The sequence below is a fragment of the Klebsiella sp. HC6 genome (assembly GCF_022605325.1).
Classification (GTDB): Bacteria; Pseudomonadota; Gammaproteobacteria; order Enterobacterales; family Enterobacteriaceae; genus Klebsiella; species Klebsiella terrigena.
In genome coordinates this window covers 1731303-1748326 of sequence record NZ_CP093276.1, presented here as the reverse complement: position 1 = coordinate 1748326, position 17024 = coordinate 1731303, and the positions used below count along the sequence as shown (strand labels likewise).

Below are 17024 nucleotides of genomic sequence, written 5' to 3'. Positions count from 1 at the left end.
GTTCAGTATCAGAGGACACATTGATGAAGGAACATCCGGATAAGCACATCAGGGCAGCCATCGACTATGCTCGCGCCCGGGGGTGGATTTTTATTGCTGGCGGGAAAAGCGCGCACTGTTTCGGACGGCTCATGTGCGGTACGGCCAATCATCGCGAACACATGATGAGCATCTGGTCTACTCCTGCCGTTCCCGAGAACCACGCGAGGCAAATTATCAGGATGGTCGACCGCTGTCGCTCAACGTCGACGGCCTGGTTTAATCATAAGGATCGCAAACTATGACCCTCTATAACTTTACCCTGACGCTATCAGGCGTTAGCGCCCACACGCCAGATCTCGAGGACGCGCTGTATCTCGCCGGCTGTGCCGACGCGCTGGTTTGTTTTTACGGAACGGCGGTGTATCTGGAGTTCGATCGCGACAGCAAATCGCTCGAACGGGCGATTCTGTCTGCCATCGATAACATCGAATCCGCATCGAAGCTGAACGCCCGGGTCGAGTCCGTTGACGCCACGCTGGTGGGCCTCAGCGATATCGCCGAACTCACCGGTCTTTCACGACAGGCCGTTGCCCTGCTGAAAGACGGGGCGCGCGGCTCCGGCAAATTCCCCGGCCCCGTACAGCGCGTAAAAGGCAACTCGCCGCTGTGGCGCTGGAAAACCATTGTCAGCTGGCTGGTCGCGGAAGCAAGAATTGCGGCAGACTCACCGCTGGTGGTACACGCGGAGGTCCTCGACAGCCTGAATCTGGCCCTGCAGCTGCGGGCCTCTCAGCAGAGCGAAACCGTGATGCACTATTTTCACGGGCTCGACAAGCCGCAGCCAGCCTCTCCAACCGCCGGGTAACCGCCGCAACGATCGGGACAGGATCGTGTTATCCGGGACTTTCTGGTGTTAAGGTTAACGGACGATCCCCCGTCATGGCCCGCTTATGATTACGCTAACCACCTCGCGCCTGCTGCTCTCTCCGTTCACCGAATCCGACTGGCCTTTTTTCCTGCGCCTGCGCAGCGACCCTCAGGTGATGCGCTTTATGGGGCCGATCCTTGACGAGGAGGCGCTGCGAAACGTCTTCGATGCGCGGCGCGAAGCATCCGGCGTATTCGTACTTCGCGATGGCTGCGGCAAGGCCCTTGGCGACATCGGCCTGCGCATCAGCAGTAAAAATCCGCACGAAGCCGACGTCGGCTACGCCCTGCTGCCTGAGGCTCAGGGTCATGGCTATGCCAGCGAAGCGCTGGAGGAGGTTTGCCGCTATGGATTTGCCCGGCTCGGCGTTAACGCGATTAATGCGTGGGTCATCGGGGATAATTCAGGTTCTTCGCGGCTGCTGGAAAAGCACGGTTTCCGGCGGATCCAGATCCTCGAGAAGGCCTGGCATCTGGACGGCGTTGACTACGATGACTGGATCTATCGCCTGGAGCGCCGATCCTGTCCCGGCAGGGTTAACCCCGCCGGGGAGAACGTGAAATTTACTTCAACGAACCCTTGAGGAACTGCTGCAGACGCGGGCTCTTCGGATTACCGAAAAGCTCATCAGGATGGCCTTCCTCTTCAATTTTCCCCTGATGGAGGAAAATAACGTGCGAGGAAACGTGGCGGGCGAAGCCCATTTCGTGGGTCACCACCACCATCGTTTTCCCCTCTTCCGCGAGCTGCTGCATAATGCGCAGCACTTCCCCCACCAGCTCAGGGTCAAGCGCGGAGGTCGGTTCGTCGAACAGAAGGACTTCAGGCTCCATCGCCAGCGCGCGCGCAATGGAAACGCGCTGCTGCTGACCGCCGGAGAGATGCACCGGATATTTGACCTGCTGACGCTCGTCAATACCGACTTTCGCCAGGTACTTCTCGGCCCGCACCCGCGCTTCCTGCTTGCTCAGCCCCAGCACCTGAATGGGCGCTTCCATGACGTTTTCCAGCACCGTCATGTGGCTCCACAGATTGAAATGCTGGAATACCATCGTCAGACGGGTGCGCAGCAGGCGCAGCTGGTTTTTATCCGCAACCTTGAGCTGACCATCCTTATCGCGCACCAGGCCAATATTCTGCCCGCTAACAACGATCGTGCCTTCGCTCGGTTTCTCAAGGAAGTTAATGCAGCGCAAAAAGGTACTTTTACCGGAACCCGATGAGCCGATGATGCTGATAACGTCCCCGGCTTCTGCCCGCATCGAGACACCTTTCAGCACCTCATGCTCGCCGTAACGTTTATGGAGATCGATAACGTTTAATTTATTTTCGGACATGGCGTTCTCAGTGCGTCGAAGAAGGTTTTATATGCTGCAGCCAGCGCTTTTCCGCCTTGCGGAACAGGCTAATCAGCACATACGAGATAATTAAGTACAGCACCGCGGCAATGCCGAAGGCGGTAAACGGCTGATAGGTCGCTGAGTTAATATCACGGGCAATTTTCAGCAGATCCGGCACCGTGGCGGTAAAAGCCAGCGCGGTGGAGTGCAGCATCAGAATCACTTCATTACTGTATGCCGGCAGCGCGATGCGCAGCGCGGAGGGTAGAATAATGCAGCGATACAGTTTGGCCGATGAAAAACCATACGCCCGCGCCGCCTCTATCTCTCCGGCGGGGACCGAACGAATCGCCCCGGCAAAAATCTCCGTCGTATAGGCGCAGGTATTCAGCGTCAGCGCCAGCACCGTACAGTTCAGGCCGCTGCGGAAAAAGGCGTTCAGCAGCTCGGTGCCTTTGACAATTTCCAGCGTGTACATACCGGAGTAAAACACCAGCAGCTGCACGTAGAGCGGCGTACCGCGGAAAATATAGGTAAAAAGCCAGATCGGAAACTGAATGTACTTATTGCTGGAGACGCGCCCGATGGCGAGAAAAATCGCCAGCACGCCGCCCATCACCACCGAGGAGATTAACAGCCACAGGGTGATGGCGACGCCGGTAAAGCGGTAGCCGTCGGTCCACAGCAGGGATTTCCAGTACTCCTGAATAATCTCAATCACAGGTCAGCCCTCTTCACGCCCACGGTATAACGGCGTTCAAGCAGCAGCAGCACACCATTGGAAATCGTTGTAAATACGAGATAAATCAGGCCGCAGACGATGGCAAAATAGAACGGCTGCCAGGTGCTTTTTCCCGCCAGCTGCGTCGCTTTCACCACATCCTCCAGCCCCAGCAGCGAAACCAGCGCCGTAGCTTTCAGGATAACCTGCCAGTTGTTGCCGATCCCCGGCAGCGCATAGCGCATCATCGCCGGGAACAGAATGCGCCGAAACGTCTGCCCGCCGCTGAAACCAAAGGCGGTCGCCGCTTCGATATGTCCTTTCGGTACCGCGAGGAAAGCGCCACGGAAGGTTTCCGTAAAGTACGCGCCGTAGATAAAGCCCAGCGTGATGATGCCTGCAATCATCGGGTCGATATCAAACTGCGACATCCCCAGCGCATCGGTGAGCGTGTTTAGCGCGATCTGCAGCCCGTAGAAAATCAGCAGCATCAGCACCAGATCCGGCACGCCGCGAATTAAGGTGGTGTAGCCTTCAAATACCAGCGCCAGCGGTCGATTGCTCGATAGCTTCGCGCCGGCGCCGGCCAGACCAATCAGGACCGCCAGCACAACCGAACTAAGGGCCAGCTCCAGCGTGACAAGAGCGCCCTGCAATATTACCTGTGAAAACCCGTACAGCATGCTGTCTGCCCTGTCTATCATCGACCACCGCGCGCTAAAATACGCGCGGTGGCGTACGCGTGATGGTTAGTCGCCGTACACGTTAAAATCGAAATATTTTTTCGCCAGCTTGTCGTAGGTGCCATCTTTGCGCATTTCAGCGAAGGCTTTGTTCAGCGCTTCGCGCAGCTCGTTGTCCTCTTTACGCAGGCCCATGCCGGTGCCGACGCCAAACAGCTTCTCGTCCTTAATGGACGGGCCGCCGAACTGATAGTCTTTACCTACCGGCTGCTTGAGGAAGCCTTCACTTGCAGCCACTTCATCCTGGAACGCAGCGTCAATGCGGCCGGCGGTCAGGTCGGAATAGATATTGTCCTGACCCTGATAGGAGACAATCTCAATCCCTTTTGGCGCCCAGTGTTCGTTGCCGTAAGTTTCCTGGGTTGTGCCCTGCAGCACGCCGATACGCTTGCCCTTCAGGCGAGTCAGATCCGGCGTGATATCGCTGCCCTTTTTCACCACCAGGCGGGAATCGGCGGCATAAAGTTTGTCGGTGAAGGCAATTTCCTGCTGGCGTTTTTCAGTAATAGAAAGCGAAGACATAATCGCATCGATTTTCTTCGCTTTTAAAGATGGGATCAGCGCATCCAGCGGGTTTTCAATGAAGGTACATTGCGTATTGATGCGCTTACACAGCTCTTTGGCCAGATCGATGTCAAAACCAATCAACTCACCCTGCGCATTTTTCGATTCAAACGGGGCATAAGTGGGATCTGTACCGATACGAACCTTTTGCGGAATTGCTGCGAATACCGTGGAAACGCTGGAAAGGGCCAGCGCTAAGGAAAGAGACAACGCCAGTTTTTTCATAACTATCCTCAACAAACTGTCATTCTAATGGGTTTATTAGAAGTACTTAAGCCAGTTATCGTGCCACTTTTCTCCCCGATATGGCAAAACATTCTGCGCCGGGGAGCAAATTTTTTCGCATCAGAAACGCTTAACTATGCATTTTTTGCACCAAAATGAAACGCCGACACGACGAATGCACCAATAAGGGGCATTGATAGCTATCGCCACGCTAAAGGGCCCGGTATACCGGGCCCGCGGCATGCTTAGTCACCGTAAACGTTAAAGTCGAAGTACTTCTTCGCCATCTTGTCGTAGGTGCCGTCTTTACGCATTTCACCCAACGCTTTGTCGAAGGCGGCTTTCAGCTCGCCGTCCGTCTTGCGCAGGCCAATGCCGGTGCCATCACCGAAGAACTGTTTGTCTTTTACGGAAGGACCGGCAAACGCGAAATCTTTGCCGGCAGGCTGTTTGAGGAACCCTTCGCTGGCGGCCACTTCATCCTGCAGCGCGGCGTCGAGGCGACCGGCGGCGAGGTCAGAGTAGATCAGGTCCTGGTTCTGATAGGCCACCACATCAACGCCTTTGCTGCGCCAGCGTTCGTTACCGTAAGACTCCTGAGTAGAGCCCTGCAGTACGCCGACGTGCTTGCCCTTCAGCGACTCCAGGGTCGGCTGGATGGTGGAACCTTTCGGCGCAATCAGACGGGAGTCTGCGGCATACAGCTTGTCAGAGAAGGCTATCTCCTGCTGACGTTTTTCGGTAATCGATAATGAAGAGATGATGGCGTCAATTTTCTTCGCCTTCAGCGATGGGATCAGTGAATCAAAATCACTCCCTACCCAGGTACATTTTACCTTGATACGCGAACAGAGTTCGTTACCCAAATCGATGTCAAAGCCGACGAAATCACCTTTGGCGTCCTTAGAGGAGAATGGCGCGTAGGTGGCATCGGTACCGATGCGGATGCTTTGCGGCAGAGCTGCAAAGACGCTGGAAGCACTGCTAATTCCCATAATTAAAGAGAGGGCCAGAATCGTCTTCTTCATACAATACCCTTAAGTGTCGTGATGTTGTTATGCGGTGCGTTGTTAGTTATGTGTAGTGCCGACGTATACTGCAGTTTTTGTGCCATTTTCTCAGTGCGTGCTGGAAACAGCGTTAAATTTGTTAATATAAAGTTGCAGAATTGTCTTGAAAGGGAAGATACCAGTATTAACGGAGAAACCGCAGCGTCGAAACGCAAAAAAACAAATTAAATGTTGAGGATTTGATCGGGGCGACAAAATTGCACCATAGGGGCGCAAAGAATCATAAAGCGCACTATTTTAGCGCGCGATCAGGCCCCCTGCCAGCGGGCAAACAGGTCCTGCGGCAGCGTAATATCGAACTGATCGATAACGCGATTGACCGTCTGGTTGATCACGTCGTCCAGAGTTTGCGGACGATGATAGAAGGCCGGAACCGGGGGCATGATAACCGCGCCCATTTCCGCCGCCTGGACCAGCAGACGCAGGTGTCCGAGGTGGAACGGCGTTTCGCGCACGCAAAGCACCAGCGGACGACGCTCTTTCAGCACCACGTCCGCCGCGCGGGTCAGCAGACCATCGGTATAGCTATGAACAATCCCTGAAAGCGTTTTCATCGAGCAGGGGAGTATCACCATCCCGGCGGTTTTAAACGAGCCGGAAGAGATGCTGGCGGCAATATCGCGGGCATCGTGGACGACGTCGGCCAGCCCCTGAACTTCACGCAGGGAGTAGTCGGTCTCCAGCGCCAGGGTCTGCCGCGCCGCCTGGCTCATGATCAGATGGGTTTCAACATCCGCGACATCACGCAATATCTGGAGCAGCCGCACGCCGTAAACGGCACCGCTGGCGCCAGAAATTCCAATGATAAGTCGTTTCACGATGGTTGCCCCTTCTGCTTAGAGTCGCAGACTTTGCCGGATTATAGCACCGGACGCAAGTCCGGTGGCTCGCTAACCGGGGCCTGAAAAACAAAAAGCCCGCAGTCTGACGACGGCGGGCTTTAACGACAAAGGCGTGGTTTAGCCTTCGTTATGCATCTCTAAGTTTTCCACTTCGTTCTGACGCTGCACCGCTTTGGCATCGTCGTTACGCAGGGAGTCGAGATAATCCAGGTACTGCTGATCGACGTCCTTAGTGACGTACACGCCGTTAAATACCGAACACTCAAACTGCTGAATATCCGGATTCTCAGCCCGCACGGCGTCGATCAGATCGTTCAGATCCTGGAAGATTAGGCCGTCAGCGCCGATGATCTGCCGAATTTCGTCAACTTCACGACCGTGGGCGATCAGCTCCGTGGCCGTCGGCATATCGATGCCGTAGACGTTCGGGAAGCGAATCTCCGGCGCAGCGGAGGCCAGGTAGACCTTCTTCGCACCCGCTTCGCGCGCCATCTCGATAATCTGTTCCGAGGTGGTGCCGCGAACGATGGAATCATCGACCAGCAGGACGTTTTTATCACGGAACTCGGCGCGGTTAGCGTTGAGCTTACGACGTACTGATTTACGACGCAGCTGCTGGCCCGGCATGATAAAAGTACGGCCGACGTAGCGGTTTTTGACGAAGCCCTGACGATAAGGCTTGTCGAGAATACGGGCTATTTCCAGCGCGATGTCGCAGGAGGTTTCCGGAATCGGGATGACCACGTCAATGTCCAGATCTTCCCATTCGCGGGCGATCTTCTCGCCCAGCTTGGTCCCCATATTCACGCGCGCGCTGTAGACGGAGATCTTATCGATGAAGGAGTCCGGACGGGCAAAATAGACGTACTCAAAGAGGCACGGGTTGCTGACCGGGTTCTCCGCACACTGGCGGGTAAACAGCTGGCCTTTTTCGGTGATGTACACCGCTTCACCCGGCGCAACGTCGCGCAGGAACTCAAAGCCCAGCGTATCCAGCGCCACGCTTTCGGAGGCCACCATGTACTCGGTACGGCCGTCGCCAATATCGCGCTTGCCCAGCACCAGCGGGCGAATACCGTTCGGATCGCGAAACGCCACCATACCGTGGCCGATAATCATCGCCACGCAGGCATAAGCGCCGCGAATCTGCCGATTGGTCGCCGCAATTGCCGCAAAGATATTGTCGGCTTCCAGCGGATAATGACGGAAGTTATCCAGCTCGCTGGCGAAAATATTGAGCAGAATTTCAGAATCGGAGGTGGTGTTGATGTGGCGGCGTTTTTCTTCAAACAGCTTTTTACGCAGCTCGTGCGCGTTGGTCAGGTTACCGTTATGCGCCAACGTAATGCCATACGGCGAGTTAACGTAGAAAGGCTGAGCCTCGGAGGCGCTGGAGCTGCCAGCCGTAGGGTAACGGACGTGGCCGATCCCCATGTTGCCCTGCATACGCTGCATGTGGCGAGCCTCAAAAATATCGCTCACCAGCCCGTTTGCCTTACGCAAGCGGAAGCAATTATTTGCATCAATGGTGATGATGCCTGCGGCATCCTGGCCACGATGCTGAAGCACCGTTAACGCGTCATAAATCGACTGGTTGACCGGCATAACACCGGCGATACCGACAATACCGCACATACGTCTTTTCCTCGTTCAGCTACATCCCAACGCTTATGCTTTGGGCAAGAAACTTGACGAGCTCTGCAGATAGTCAAAAAACCATCTGATAACGAAACTGAACTGCGGGATAAGCTCCGACTTTTGCCAGTCTTCGCTCTTCGCCATACCGGTAAAACTATCGAGAAAGAACAGGATCGCCGAGACAATCAGCACGCCACGGAGGGCGCCGAAGCAGATCCCTAACACCCTGTCGGTACCCGACAGGCCGGTTTTCTCTACCAGTGCGCTAATCACGTAGTTAACGATAGCGCCGACGATAAGCGTTGCGATAAACAGTATCGCGATAGCAATCCCATTGCGGACCATTTCGTCTTCAAAGCCCGTGAACCAGACAGCCAGGTAAGTGTAGTAATGACTGGCAACAAAGAAAGCACATCCCCAGGTTACCAGCGATAACGCTTCACGAACAAAGCCGCGGATCAGGCTTACCAGACAGGAAAAACCAATCACCGCAATAATGGCGTAATCAATCCAGACCATATACATCCTACGATTTTACGCCCTGTCGTCCGGTTCGGGGCGCATTCTAACAGAAAAAGAAAACGTTTGCGTAGGGATTTCCGTGCCCTACAGAAATAAAAATGGCGCTGAAAAAACATTCAACGCCATGCTGCCTTTCGCCTCTGCAGGGCGCGTCAGGTAAGGGATTCAGCCCCTTCGCTCGCCGACAGCAAGCAGGGTGGCGGGCCCGACGGCCCACCGTTCTGACCGCACAAGGAAGAATGCCTCCTTGCCCAGCACAAGCCTCGGCGCTCTCAACGCTATCAGACTGAATAGCAAGGCTAGTTTGGCGTGTATCCCATCACCACGCCGCTCAGACCCGACAGCTGCTGCAGATCGCCAAGCTGGCCTTTCAGCTTATCTTTCGACGCATCAGGACCAACCAGAATGCGGGTGATTTTCCCCTGCACCGGCGTTGAAGGCGACGTGTAAACCTTGAACCCGGAGGAACGCAGCTTACCGACGATTTCGTTGACCTTGTCCGCGTTCTTCAACGCGCCCAGCTGCACCACGTAGGCTCTGCCGGTCGGCGCAGGAATTTCAGCTGGCTTCGGCGCCGGCGTCTGGGCGACAGTTTGCTGCTGCGGCTGCTGCTGCGGCTTCTCGACCGGCTGCGGCTGAGGTTGCGGCTTCGGCTGGGCCTGAGGTTTCGGCTGCGGCTTCGGCGCGACAACCGGCTCCTGGACATCGTCGAAGCTGTTATTGTTTACCGGGATGCGCGACGGATCCAGCGACGGCGCCGCCGCATTTCCGGCCCTCACCTCTTCTGCCGCCCCTTCCGGAGGCTGGGCAGGCAAGGCCTGCGTTGCCGCCGGTAGCATATCAGGCTCATCGCGATCGCCCGGCTTTGGCACCAGCGGGATCGCCGCAAACTCATCCTGATAGTGTTTTTTCTGACCGTCAAGCAGTCCTGGGAGGATAATAACCCCCAGCGCCACCAGCACAATCGTCCCGACTAAACGGTTCTGAAACTTACTCGCCACCGATTCTCCCCGCGTCTATTTCTTCCATTACGTGCGCTACCGTGTGGAATGAGCCACACACCAGCACCGTATCTTCAGGTCCGGCATCGGCCATGGCCGTATGCCATGCTTGAGCGACGTCTGCGCAGGCTCTACCCGTACGCAAATGCTCCAGCAGCTGCTCCGCTGTTGCTCCACGCGGCCCTTCCAGCGGCGCGCAGTACCAGCAATCAACCTCAGCCATCAGGTTTGCCAGCGTACCGGCAATATCCTTATCATGCAGCATACCAATAACCGCCAGCACGCGCCCCGTTTTCGGCAGGCTTTTGAGACGCCCGGCCAGATAGGCCGCCGCGTGCGGATTATGGGCAACGTCGAGGATCACGCGCGGCGTTTCGCCAATTATCTGGAAACGCCCGGGCAGCATCGCCTGCCTAATGCCGTCGCGAATCGCCCGTTCGTTCACCGCCAGCCCGCTGGCGCGCAGCGCGGCCAGCGCCGTAGCCGCATTCGGCATGGGTACCTGAGGCAGCGGCAGTCCCGCCAGCGTCCCCTGCTCGTCGCTGAAATCCCACCCCTGCTCGCCGCTCTCGTAGCGCCAGTCGACGCCGCGACGCCGCAGCACCGCGCCTTTTTCCGCCGCAACGTCGGCAATGGTATGAGGCATATCCGGCTCACCGACGATAGCCGGCCGGCCTGAGCGGAAAATACCGGCCTTTTCGCGGCCGATGCTTTCGCGATCCGGCCCCAGCCAGTCGGTATGATCGAGCGCAATGCTGGTCACCACCGCCACGTCGGCATCAACAATATTTGTCGCATCAAGGCGACCGCCGAGCCCGACCTCAAGGATAACGACATCCAGCTGCGCCTGCTTAAACAGCCACAGCGCGGAGAGCGTACCGAACTCAAAATAGCTCAGGGAGATTTCACCGCGCGCGGCTTCGATTTCGGCGAAAGAGGCGGTATGCGCCGCTTCCGGCAGCTCCTCTCCCTGCACGCGAACGCGTTCGGTGTAGCGCACCAGATGCGGGGAACTGTAGACGCCGACCCTATAGCCCGCCGCCATCAGCACCGACTCCAGCGTACGGCAGGTGGTCCCCTTACCGTTGGTTCCCGCCACCGTAAAGACGAACGGCGCAGGTTTCACTACCGCCATCCGCCCGGCAACCTCGTTCACGCGCGTCAGCCCGAGATCGATAGTTTTGCTGTGCAGATGCTCCAGATAAGAAAGCCACGTAGCCAGGGGCGACGTGGCCTGAGGAATAGGTTCTTTTTCCATGATGTCCGCAAGAGTTAACGGTAAATACGCTCATCCTTCAGCGTGCCGCGAAGCGGTCAGGTCAGGATGATGTCGCGTAGCTATTTGAATATAAAAAAAGGGCAGCACCGTCAGGCCTGCCCTCTGCATTATCAGGCCTCTGGTTCCTGATCCGGTACCGGCGGTACCGCGTCGCCTTCATGAGGAACCTCCGGGCACGGTGCCGGGAGATTCATCAGCTTCGCCAGAATACTGGCCAGCTTCAGGCGCATTTCAGGGCGACGTACGATCATGTCGATCGCCCCTTTTTCAATCAGGAACTCGCTGCGCTGGAATCCTGGCGGCAGCTTTTCGCGTACGGTTTGCTCGATAACGCGGGGACCGGCAAAGCCGATCAGCGCTTTCGGTTCCGCGATGTTGAGATCGCCGAGCATCGCAAAGCTCGCCGATACGCCGCCCATCGTCGGGTCGGTCAGCACCGAGATATAGGGTAAACCGCGCTCCTGCATTTTCGCCAGCGCGGCTGACGTTTTCGCCATCTGCATCAGCGACATCAGCGCTTCCTGCATACGCGCGCCGCCGGACGCTGAGAAGCAAACCAGCGGGCAGTTGTCTTCCAACGCCTGCTCAACGGCACGTACGAAGCGCGCGCCCACCACCGAGCCCATCGAACCGCCCATAAAGGCGAATTCAAAAGCAACGGCGACAACCGGCATGTCGTACAGGGTGCCCTTCATGACCACCAGCGCATCTTTCTCGCCGGTCTCTTTTTGAGCCGACGCCAGGCGGTCTTTGTATTTTTTCGAATCGCGGAACTTCAGCACATCTTTCGGCTCGAGCTCGCTTCCCAGCTCCACGAGGGAACCTTCGTCCAACAGGCTATGCAGGCGATTACGCGCCGACATACGCATATGGTGATCGCACTTAGGGCAAACCTCCAGGTTGCGCTCCAGTTCTGCGCGGTACAATACCTGACCGCAACTGTCGCACTTGGTCCATACACCCTCAGGAATGCTTGCCTTGCGGGTGGGAGTTATATTGCTTTTAATTCGTTCAATCCAGCTCATTGATAACCTTTCTGCCTGAACCTGGTCGATGCCAGTTTTGTCGTAAGGGGCGCATAATGCCATTTTTGACCCTTACAGACCATGAATGTTGCACATTAAATCATAACATCCCGTCACATGGGATAAAAAAGTGGTCGTACCGCTCACACTTCACTCTTCGGGCGGCGGCGCTCCGCCCGAAGAAGATTAGGCTACGGTGATTATTTTGACTGCTTCGCCGCCGCGCGCTTGTGGCGAATGATTTCAATCACTCCCGGCAGCACGGACAGGAGAATAATCGCCACAATCAGCAGCTTCAGGTTTTCCTGGACGATCGGTAAATCGCCAAACAGGTAGCCTGCGTAGGTGAACAGCAGCACCCACAGCAGCGCGCCAACCACGTTATAGGCCGCAAAATGACGATAGGACATGTGGCCCATTCCCGCCACAAATGGCGCAAAGGTTCTGACAATTGGTACGAAGCGAGCGAGGATAATGGTTTTGCCGCCGTGACGCTCGTAGAACGCGTGGGTCTTGTCCAGATAGCTGCGGCGGAAGATTTTTGAGTCAGGATTACTGAAGAGCTTTTCCCCGAACAGCCGGCCGATCGTGTAGTTCAGGGCATCGCCGACAATCGCCGCGATAACCATCAGCACCACCATCAAATGCACATTCAGATCGTTAGTCGGCAGCGCAGACAGCGCCCCGGCAACAAACAGCAGCGAATCTCCCGGCAGGAACGGTGTCACCACCAGACCCGTTTCGCAAAACAAAATCAAAAACAGAATGGCATAAACCCAGATACCGTACTCGGCAACCAGTTCGGCCAGGTGTACATCTATATGCAGGATGAAATCAATTAAAAAGCGAATCAGGTCCATACCGTTTGAGTCCTTAATAGCAATACGTAAAATCCTTCACGGCGCAGCCAGGCGGCCGAACGGTAGCTCCCGGGCCCACCTCAAGAGGCGAGTCCGGGGAAACCAGCGCGGCCGGCAGCGCGGCAGCCTGAAGGATGAGGCGTATACGTCAGTCCGCCAGAAACAGCGGGCCCATCGGCATCACCGGCAGATCGAAATGGGCCGGATAATCAACCGACACCAGATACAATCCCTCGGCTTTGGCCGTCGCGGCGGCCAGCTTCCTGTCTTTTGCCGCCAGAAGTTCTGCAATCCAGCTCTCTGGCTGGTTACCGGCCCCTACTTCCATCAGGCTGCCGACAATGTTCCTTACCATATGATGTACAAAGGCGTTTGCTTTGATATCGACCACCACATATGCGCCGTAACGCGTGACGCTAATGTGCTTCATGTTGCGCCAGGGCGTACGCGACTGGCACTGCAGCGCACGGAACGAGGTAAAATCATTCTCACCCAGCAGGCACTGCGCCGCGCGCTGCATCCGCTCGGCATCCAGGGGCTGGTGATAATGGGTCACTCCCTGGCTTAATACCCCCGGGCGCAGCCGGTGGTTATAGATAACGTAACGGTAGCGGCGCGCCGTTGCGCTGAAGCGCGCGTGGAACGCGTCCGGCACATGTTTCACCCAACGCACGGCAATGTCACCAGGCAGATTCGCATTCACGCCCAGCGTCCAGGCCGCGTCTTTACGCAGCGCACGCGTTTCAAAATGCACCACCTGGCCGGTGCCGTGAACGCCGGCGTCGGTGCGGCCCGCGCAAAAGACGTTAATCGGTTCATTCGCCACCTGCGAGAGCGCCTTTTCCAGCTTCTCCTGCACGCTGCGTACTTCGTTCTGCCGCTGCCAGCCGTAATATTTACTGCCGTCGTACTCGATGCCCAGCGCGATTTTATAGACCGGCAGCTGCTCCAGCTCAGACATTAGTAAAAATACTCCTGCACCAGCCTCTCGGCGGTTTTGACCGCCATCAGCGCGCCGCCGAAGCGGACGTTGTCGGCAACGGACCAGAACTGAACCTGCTCCGGCATCCCGTAATCGTTACGCACGCATCCGACGGAGAGCTGGGTGGTGCCGGAGGCGTCGCCAACCTGGGTCGGGAACTCGCGCGCTTCGGACAGCTCGATATCTTCCCCGCGCGCAAAGGCATCGCGCGCCTCTTCTGCGGCCAGCGGACGCATGGCTTCGAAATTAACCATCTGCGCATGGCCGTAGAATACCGGCGACTGGACCACGCTTGCGGAGATCATCAGCCCTTCGTCCTGGAGGATCTTCCGCACTTCGTCGACGATGCGTCGCTCTTCCAGCACGCTGCCTTCGCGATCGGGCAGCAGCGGCAGCATATTGAACGCCAGCTGACGGCCAAAGTAATCATCTTCATCAATCGGCATGCCGTTGAGCAGCTTAGCGCTCTGGCCTGCCAGCGCGCTGACGGCTTTTTTACCGTGGGCGGAAACGGAGAGCAGACTGGTGACCTGAATACGCGACAGGCCGCCTTCGTCAATCAGCGGCTTCAGCGCGGCCAGCAGCTGGCTGGTGAGGCTGTTGGCCACGGCAATAACGTTACGATTGCGGTAATCGGCGAGCACAAATGGGTTGACGTCCGGCACGACCAGCGGGACGTCCGGCTCCAGCGCGAACAGGCCGCTGAGGTCGATAACCAGACAGCCAGCGTTAGTCGCCTCATCAACGTAGGCCGCCGTAGCTTCGACGCCGGCGGCGAAAAAGGCCAGCTGGGCCTGGGTCCAGTCAAACTCCGCGGCGTCCTGTACGATGACCGACTTACCGTTGAAGCGCAGATGTTCGCCCGCGCTTTCGTTACGCGCCAGGGCGTAAATATCACCCACCGGGAACTGACGTTCAGCAAGGGTTTCGAGCAGGGCTTCGCCGACGGCGCCCGTTGCGCCCAGTATGGCAATATTCCAGCCTTCAGACATGGTGGTTTACTCCGGAAAAAAGCGACCCTGCAGGAGTATCCAACAGGGTCATTAAGAAGATATTAACGAACAGGATGATGTATGGCATTAAAGCCGAGCTGCCGCAACAGCGTCGCCGCCTGCTCATCGCTGCACTGTACGTACAGCGAAGACCATTCACGGCGTTCCTGGTAATTTTTGCGCAGCTTGTCAAATTCACCCGCAGCACCGGCCACTTTTCGCAGCGGCGCATCGTCGCGGCGCACATCATACACCAAATGGACCAGCCTTTTCAGGGTTGCCTGATCGAGCGCGCCGTGGAGGGTGATACGGCCAAACTCCGGCGCCGGCAGCAGGGTATCCAGCGCAACCTGCTGCGGATGGCCGATAAACGCGCTGTAGGCTTCAAACACCTGGGTCGTCCCGCGCGCTTTCCCTTCAAGGGTATAGCCCGCGATATGCGCGGTACCGATATCCACGCGATCCAGCAGCTCAAGGTTAAGATCCGGCTCCGGCTCCCAGACGTCCAGCACCACGCTCAGCGGCTGCCCGGCCTGCAGGCGCTTCAGCAGCGCGCCGTTATCCACCACCGGGCCACGGCAGGCGTTAATTAACACCGTTTCCGGCTTCAGACGGCTAATCAGCGCCTCATCCGCGAGGTGCAGCGTCTTGTACTGCCCTTCTTTATATAAAGGCGTGTGGAACGTCAGCACATCGGCCTGCTGAACCAGCTCGTCGAGGCTGCGGAAATCGCCCTCATCACCGCGATCCGCGCGCGGCGGATCGCAAAGCAGCGTTTTAATCCCCAGCGCTTCAAGACGTTTTTGCAGCCGTCCGCCGACGTTGCCCACCCCCACGATCCCGACGGTACGATCGGTCAGCGCAAAGCCATCGCGCTCGGCCAGCATCAGCAGCGCCGAGAAAACATACTCAACTACCGCAATAGCGTTGCAGCCCGGCGCGGCGGAAAAACCGATCCCCGCCTGCTGGAGCCACGCCTGATCGACATGATCGGTGCCCGCGGTCGCGGTGCCGACGAACTGAATAGCCTTACCGGCAAGCAGCGCTTCATTGACTTTAGTGACGGAGCGGACCATCAGCGCGTCGGCATCGGTCAGCGCTTCAGCCGGAATTGGGCGGCCGGGGACCGCCCTCACCTCGCCCAAACGGCTAAAAAGCTCACGGGCATAGGGCATATTTTCATCAACGAGGATTTTCACGGTTCAGTACCTGTCTGAGAACGAGAGTAAACCGGGGAAGTGTGCCATAATCTCGCCGCCAGGAACATCATCACCGGGCCTCAGTACAGTAATACGGAAAGGATTAATCATGACACAACCCGTTTCAGGTATGTCCGATCGCCCTCCGGGGACGGCTCCCTCCGGTGCGCCCGTCGCCGGGGAGCTTTCGCTGACCACCCAACAACGCACCGTTCTCGAGCGACTGATCACCCGCCTGGTGGCGCTAACATCGCAGCAGAACGCGGAAGTGTGGGCCGGAATCAAGCACGATCTGGGACTGAAAGGCGATGCGCCGCTGCTGGCATGCCACTTTGCCGCCGCCGAAAGTCACCTGAACCAGCGCCTGACCGTTGCGCAGCAAAACCATCGCCACCGTCAGACTCTGGCGCAGCTCGGCGAGCTGCTGAGCCAGGGCAACAATCGTCAGGCGGTAAGCGATTATATTCGCCAGAATTATGGCCAAACTACGCTACACGCGCTGACCCAGCAGCAGCTTGAGAACGTGCTGCAGCTGCTGCAAAACGGCCGGCTGTCGATTCCGTCGCCCCAACAGCGTCAGCCTACGCTGCGCCCGCTGCTGCCGGCGGAACACAACACGCTGAATCAGCTGGTGACCCGCCTTGCCGCCGCAACCGGCGAGCCCGGCAAGCTTATCTGGCAATCGATGCTGGAGCTGTGCGGCGTGAAAACCGGCGAGCTGATCCCGGCAACGCATTTTACCCCGCTCTCCTACTGGCTTCAGGCGCGGCAAACGCTAAGCACCCAGGCCAGCCCGACGCTCAACTCGCTGCAGGCCGCGCTGAAGCAGCCGCTGGAAGCGCAGGAGTGGCAGAAGATCGCCGATTTTGCCCGCAACAGCTGGCACGTGACGCCGCAGTCGGCGCTGAGCTCCAGCCAGATACTGACGCTGTTAAACAAAGTTTTCGTGCTGCGGGTGGCGCGCGCCCAGGAAACCCTGGCGATCCCCTCGCTGCAAACGGAGGTTACCCCGCTCTCCGCACGGCTCAAAAAGCCGTGGCTTATCCTGCTGGCGCTGGCCGCGCTGGCGCTGATATGGCTGATGGTTGCGTAGCGCCTGCCGCCAGAGAAA

The 17024-nt window shown here is 57.5% G+C and carries 20 protein-coding genes; 5 read left to right on the top strand and 15 right to left on the bottom strand.

All coding sequences use genetic code 11. The features are described 5' to 3' along the window. Positions 1-23 precede the first annotated feature (23 nt). The 3 genes from MMW58_RS08680 (at position 24) to MMW58_RS08670 (ending at position 1493) form a co-directional block, all read left to right on the top strand. Positions 24-284 (top strand): hypothetical protein, encoded by a 261-nt coding sequence (locus MMW58_RS08680; protein ID WP_132512364.1) that lies wholly within the window; start codon positions 24-26, stop codon positions 282-284. After that, positions 281-847: a helix-turn-helix transcriptional regulator gene (locus MMW58_RS08675; RefSeq protein WP_241723130.1), complete on the top strand. Its 567-nt coding sequence runs from the start codon at positions 281-283 to the stop codon at positions 845-847. The genes MMW58_RS08680 and MMW58_RS08675 overlap by 4 nt, the downstream gene beginning before the upstream one ends. Positions 848-932: 85 nt before the next feature. Further along, positions 933-1493: a GNAT family N-acetyltransferase gene (locus MMW58_RS08670; protein WP_133599256.1), complete on the top strand. Its 561-nt coding sequence runs from the start codon at positions 933-935 to the stop codon at positions 1491-1493. On the opposite strand, the gene hisP is transcribed toward MMW58_RS08670, so the two are convergent. The 5 genes from hisP to argT all read right to left on the bottom strand — a co-directional run bounded on the left by hisP (position 1474) and on the right by argT (position 5531). Next, positions 1474-2247: a histidine ABC transporter ATP-binding protein HisP gene (gene hisP, locus MMW58_RS08665; protein ID WP_133599258.1), complete on the bottom strand. Its 774-nt coding sequence runs from the start codon at positions 2245-2247 to the stop codon at positions 1474-1476. The genes MMW58_RS08670 and hisP overlap by 20 nt on opposite strands. A 7-nt stretch (positions 2248-2254) precedes the next feature. After that, positions 2255-2971 carry an ABC transporter permease gene (locus MMW58_RS08660; protein ID WP_041146589.1) on the bottom strand — a complete coding sequence of 239 codons (717 nt, stop codon included), beginning with the start codon at positions 2969-2971 and terminating at the stop codon, positions 2255-2257. Continuing rightward, positions 2968-3654, bottom strand: a complete 687-nt coding sequence (locus tag MMW58_RS08655; protein WP_041146590.1) for a histidine ABC transporter permease HisQ — start codon at positions 3652-3654, stop codon at positions 2968-2970. The genes MMW58_RS08660 and MMW58_RS08655 overlap by 4 nt, the downstream gene beginning before the upstream one ends. Before the next feature lie 66 nt (positions 3655-3720). Beyond that, entirely contained in the window at positions 3721-4503 is a 783-nt protein-coding gene (hisJ, locus tag MMW58_RS08650; protein WP_133599260.1) for a histidine ABC transporter substrate-binding protein HisJ, read from the bottom strand. Between the two features lie 245 nt (positions 4504-4748). Further along, on the bottom strand, positions 4749-5531 hold the full coding sequence (gene argT, locus MMW58_RS08645; protein WP_133599261.1) for a lysine/arginine/ornithine ABC transporter substrate-binding protein ArgT: 783 nt from the start codon (positions 5529-5531) through the stop codon (positions 4749-4751). Between the two features lie 48 nt (positions 5532-5579). On the opposite strand from argT, the gene MMW58_RS08640 reads away from it, so the two are divergent. Beyond that, positions 5580-5741 carry a hypothetical protein gene (locus tag MMW58_RS08640; RefSeq protein WP_241723129.1) on the top strand — a complete coding sequence of 54 codons (162 nt, stop codon included), beginning with the start codon at positions 5580-5582 and terminating at the stop codon, positions 5739-5741. Between the two features lie 80 nt (positions 5742-5821). Here MMW58_RS08640 and MMW58_RS08635 read toward each other — a convergent pair whose 3' ends face one another. The 10 genes from MMW58_RS08635 to pdxB all read right to left on the bottom strand — a co-directional run bounded on the left by MMW58_RS08635 (position 5822) and on the right by pdxB (position 15913). Next, positions 5822-6391, bottom strand: a complete 570-nt coding sequence (locus MMW58_RS08635) for a UbiX family flavin prenyltransferase (protein WP_041146593.1) — start codon at positions 6389-6391, stop codon at positions 5822-5824. Positions 6392-6532: 141 nt separating this feature from the next. Then, entirely contained in the window at positions 6533-8050 is a 1518-nt protein-coding gene (gene purF, locus MMW58_RS08630; RefSeq protein ID WP_045856095.1) for an amidophosphoribosyltransferase, read from the bottom strand. A 33-nt stretch (positions 8051-8083) separates the two neighbouring features. Further along, positions 8084-8572, bottom strand: a complete 489-nt coding sequence (gene cvpA / locus MMW58_RS08625) for a colicin V production protein (protein WP_041147709.1) — start codon at positions 8570-8572, stop codon at positions 8084-8086. A gap of 302 nt (positions 8573-8874) precedes the next feature. Continuing rightward, positions 8875-9576, bottom strand: coding sequence for a cell division protein DedD (dedD, locus tag MMW58_RS08620; RefSeq protein ID WP_241723128.1), 702 nt, complete (start codon positions 9574-9576; stop codon positions 8875-8877). Then, the gene (folC, locus tag MMW58_RS08615; protein ID WP_241723127.1) at positions 9566-10834 is read right to left on the bottom strand and encodes a bifunctional tetrahydrofolate synthase/dihydrofolate synthase; all 1269 of its coding nucleotides are present in this window, start codon (positions 10832-10834) and stop codon (positions 9566-9568) included. The genes dedD and folC overlap by 11 nt, the downstream gene beginning before the upstream one ends. A 131-nt stretch (positions 10835-10965) precedes the next feature. Next, positions 10966-11880: an acetyl-CoA carboxylase, carboxyltransferase subunit beta gene (accD, locus tag MMW58_RS08610; RefSeq protein ID WP_041146597.1), complete on the bottom strand. Its 915-nt coding sequence runs from the start codon at positions 11878-11880 to the stop codon at positions 10966-10968. Positions 11881-12080: 200 nt separating this feature from the next. Further along, a complete protein-coding gene (locus MMW58_RS08605) occupies positions 12081-12740 on the bottom strand; it encodes a DedA family protein (protein ID WP_045856102.1) in 660 nt (219 codons plus the stop codon). 148 nt (positions 12741-12888) lie between these two features. After that, positions 12889-13701 (bottom strand): tRNA pseudouridine(38-40) synthase TruA, encoded by an 813-nt coding sequence (truA, locus tag MMW58_RS08600; protein ID WP_123709419.1) that lies wholly within the window; start codon positions 13699-13701, stop codon positions 12889-12891. Then, complete coding sequence (locus MMW58_RS08595; RefSeq protein ID WP_133599269.1) at positions 13701-14714, bottom strand: aspartate-semialdehyde dehydrogenase; 1014 nt, start codon at positions 14712-14714, stop codon at positions 13701-13703. The genes truA and MMW58_RS08595 overlap by 1 nt, the downstream gene beginning before the upstream one ends. A gap of 62 nt (positions 14715-14776) precedes the next feature. Further along, positions 14777-15913: a 4-phosphoerythronate dehydrogenase PdxB gene (gene pdxB / locus MMW58_RS08590; RefSeq protein ID WP_241723126.1), complete on the bottom strand. Its 1137-nt coding sequence runs from the start codon at positions 15911-15913 to the stop codon at positions 14777-14779. Positions 15914-16022: 109 nt separating this feature from the next. Between pdxB and flk the strand changes: the two genes are divergently transcribed. Continuing rightward, positions 16023-17006 carry a flagella biosynthesis regulator Flk gene (gene flk / locus MMW58_RS08585; RefSeq protein WP_241723125.1) on the top strand — a complete coding sequence of 328 codons (984 nt, stop codon included), beginning with the start codon at positions 16023-16025 and terminating at the stop codon, positions 17004-17006. Positions 17007-17024 lie beyond the last annotated feature (18 nt).